We start from the raw sequence: 3,617 nt of genomic DNA, 5'->3' as shown, positions 1-3,617 counted from the left end.
ATGCCGACAAGGGCGAGGCGGTCGTATCCAGCTGGCTTGACCGACTCGACCTCGACGAGCGCCGCCACCAGCGCATTGCCACGTACTCCAGCGGCATGGTAAAGAAGACACAGATCGCTGCTGCGCTTGTCTCCGACCCCGACGTGCTTCTGATGGACGAACCGTTGCGCAGCCTCGACGACCAGGCACGCACCGCTACACTCGATGCACTCACCTCTTTTCGGGATGCAGGTGGGCTTGCAGTCGTTGCCAGCCACCTCACCGACGACCTCCTGCAGCAGACCGACGAACGCCTCCAGCTAACCGCTCCGGCGACATCACGCTAAAATTTTTACACACAGATACCGAACGATCCGCTCAACGCATCACCTCTCACCTGCTTCTCGCCTCCTCCCCGCGCATATGCCCCCATCACGTAGCGGTCGTCCCAGTACTGGAAGATGTGCGGGCTGTTCTATATGTTGTCTTGTAAGACAATATTTCATCAGGCAAGTTTAATGGCCCTTTCCTGATTATGTCCGCTGTTGGGGCATTACAGGACAACCAACGGACATCTGAGATAAAGTCGAAACAGCACTGCCGAAAAAGACATGCTGAGGGCACGACGCCGCCGTTCGGGCGTACGGTATAGTGCAGTTGCAGTCACAACCGTAGCACGTGTACCAGTTGAAACGACTCATACCCAACAGCAATGGACGCAGACCTGCTTACCTGGACCTTCTTTCTTGGCGGCTTCTTGCTGATGGTGCTTGAGCTGCTTATCCCCGGCGGCATTGCCTTCTTCCTCGGGGTTGGCGGAATTCTAACCGGGCTGCTAACGCTGACCGGGCTTATTTCGGATCCGCTGGGGGCTGCCCTGGTCTGGTTGTTTACCTCTACCGCGCTTACCATTGCCCTGCGCCCTATTGCAATGCGCTACTTTGGCGGCGACTTCTCGCTGGCGATGACGAACGAGGACGCAGAGGCCATGGGCCAGGTCGTACACGTCGTCGAAGAAACGGGCGACGACGATCCCGGGCGCATCCGCTTTCGTGGTGCCACCTGGGACGCCCGCACCACCGAGGGCCGGCTTCCCAAAGGAGCCAAGGCCCGCATTCTGTACCGCGATAACCTCACGTGGGTCATTGAACCCGTAGACCATGCGGCCCTCGACGAGGAGTTCTCAGATGCGCTTAACGAATCAGAACGATCTTCGGAGTCAGCCAGCAGCACCAACGGATCGTCCTCGTCTGACACGCCCCCTCGCTCACGCGACAGTTCGCGTTCTTCCTGATTCCTCGACCCTCATCACCAGCAGCACCCGACGTACGGAAATAACGTCCTGCGTGCCCTGGCCCTCCCGGAGGCAAACCTTCGCTTACCGATCCTTCCCTACGACGCTCTCTTGCTATGTGGACCGCCCTCTTACTCTTTCTCGGGCTTGCGCTCTTCGTACTCTACAACATGTTTATTGTGGTGGAGATGCGCGAAGAGGCCATTCTCGAACGCTTTGGCAAGTACCGGAAAACGCTCAAACCCGGCTTTCACTTTCTCATCCCCTTTGTTGATCGCGTCGCGTATCGCCAAGAGATGCGCGAACAGGTGATCGACGTGCCCCCGCAGAAGTGCATCACCCGCGACAACATCGAGGTGGATGTGGACGGCATCATCTACTTGAAGGTGATGGACTCTCACAAGGCCAGCTATGGCATCAACGACTATAAGCTTGCCTCGATCAACCTGGCCCAGACGACCATGCGGAGCGAGGTCGGAAAGATTACGCTTGACGATACCTTCAGCGAGCGCGACGAAATGAACGAAGCGATCGTAGAGGAGCTCGACAAAGCGTCGAACCCGTGGGGCGTGAAGGTGATGCGCTACGAGATCGAAGACATCCAGCCCTCGGAGCAGATCACGTCTACGATGGAGAAGCAGATGGAGGCGGAGCGCGAGAAGCGCGCCGAAGTTGTCGAATCAACCGGGACGCGCGATGCCCGCATCAACGTGTCGGCAGGCAACCGGCAGGGGGCTATCTTGCTTTCGGAGGGCGAGCGCGAGAAGCGCATTAACGAAGCAAAGGGGCAGGCTCGTGAGATGGAGCTGCTCGCAGAGGCTACGGCCTATGGCATCGAACGCATCGCCGACGCGATCGCTCAGCCCGGCGGCTCGCTTGCCGTGAAGATGCGGCTCACCGAGCAGTACATCGATGAGTTCGAAGGCATCATTGAAGAAGCCAATGTGTCGGTTCTCCCCGTCGAGGCGGCGAACCTGAAGACTTTCTTCGAAGGCGCCTCCAAAATTAGCAACCAGACAAACCCGTCTTAACCTGCGGCCCCCGGCCCCAACGGGCTGTCTAACGCCCTTCTGCTCACGCTTACGCCTGATTGATTATGTACGATACCATCGAACTGCTCAGCGCCTCGCTGTTAGCTATCTTTGCCATCTATGTGGCGTACCACTTCCTGCGCGCCATCCGACTCGTGCCCCAGCAAGAGGCTCAGATTGTTGAGCGCCTGGGTAACTATCACAAAACCCTCGAAGCCGGTTTCCACGCCCTCATCCCTTTTGTTGATGAGGTGCGGTACAAACAAGACCTGCGCGAGCAGGCAATCCCTGTGCAGCCGCAGGACTGCTTTACTGAAGACAACGTGCGCGTTCGTGTCGACGGGGTTATCTACCTTAGCGTTACCGACCCGGTAAACGCAAGCTATGGCGTTACCGACTATCGATTTGCCGCCATCCAGCTGGCGCAGACCACCACACGCTCGGTCATCGGACGCATGGAGCTCGACACCACGTTCCAGGAGCGTGCGCTGATTAGCTCGCGCGTCGTCGACGTGCTGAGCGAGGTCGAACAGGCCTGGGGCATCAAAGTGCACCGCTACGAGATCAAAAACATCGACACGCCGCGCACCGTGCAGCAGGCGATGGAGCGACAGATGACCGCCGAGCGCGAGCGCCGCGCTACGGTAGCACGCTCTGAAGGGCAGCAAGAGTCAACGATCAATGATGCCGAAGGCGAAAAGCAAGAACTGATCAACGAGTCAGAAGGGGAACGCGAGAAGCGCATCAACGAAGCCGAGGGGCGCGCCGAAGAGATCAAAGCGATTGCCGACGCAACCGCCGAAGCCATCGAGCAGGTGGCCCGCGCCGTGAACTCACCCGGCGGCGAGGAGGCTGTGAAGCTGCAGCTCGCGGAGCAGTACCTGCATGCCCTGGCCAAGCTCGGGCGCCGCGAGAATCAGATTCTGCTCCCCACCAACCTTACCAGCTACGACCATATCATCGACGGACTTGCGCTCGACGACTTTAAGGTCGAAGCCATTACCGACGCGCAGGGCGATGGCGCCCCCGAGTCCATCTCTGCCGATGGAGATCCCTCGACTGATGGTCCTGACAGCCAGCCGTCGCAACAGTCGTAGTGTATGCCGGCTTGGCTGCTACCCGCTGCTCTTCTTACTGTAAATAGCATGCCCCGGCTGCATGGTCTGGTCGTAAGATCATGCAGCCGGGGCATACGCATTGGTGAATAAGTAGCTCAGCAAAAGTACGTTTACACCTTGTCATCGCGAGGAGGGAGCGTGCGACCGACGCGGCGATCTCATGCGCCAGTTAGAGCGGTTTACCCTACTTGGAAG

4 protein-coding genes are annotated in these 3,617 nt (G+C 58.6%); all 4 read left to right on the top strand.

Annotated features, from left to right (window positions below; all coding sequences use genetic code 11):
* Positions 1-326 (top strand): ABC transporter ATP-binding protein (locus PPP56_RS00175; RefSeq protein ID WP_353561544.1); only part of this gene is annotated, 326 nt, incomplete at its 5' end.
* A gap of 365 nt (positions 327-691) precedes the next feature.
* A complete protein-coding gene (locus PPP56_RS00170) occupies positions 692-1,273 on the top strand; it encodes an NfeD family protein (RefSeq protein ID WP_353561542.1) in 582 nt (193 codons plus the stop codon).
* A 116-nt stretch (positions 1,274-1,389) separates the two neighbouring features.
* Entirely contained in the window at positions 1,390-2,304 is a 915-nt protein-coding gene (locus tag PPP56_RS00165; RefSeq protein WP_353561540.1) for an SPFH domain-containing protein, read from the top strand.
* A 65-nt stretch (positions 2,305-2,369) separates the two neighbouring features.
* The gene (locus PPP56_RS00160) at positions 2,370-3,401 is read left to right on the top strand and encodes an SPFH domain-containing protein (RefSeq protein WP_353561538.1); all 1,032 of its coding nucleotides are present in this window, start codon (positions 2,370-2,372) and stop codon (positions 3,399-3,401) included.
* Positions 3,402-3,617: the final 216 nt, after the last annotated feature.

This window comes from Longimonas sp., assembly GCF_040409695.1.
Taxonomy (GTDB): domain Bacteria; phylum Bacteroidota; class Rhodothermia; order Rhodothermales; family Salinibacteraceae; genus Longimonas.
This window is presented reverse-complemented; position numbering and strand designations above follow the sequence as displayed.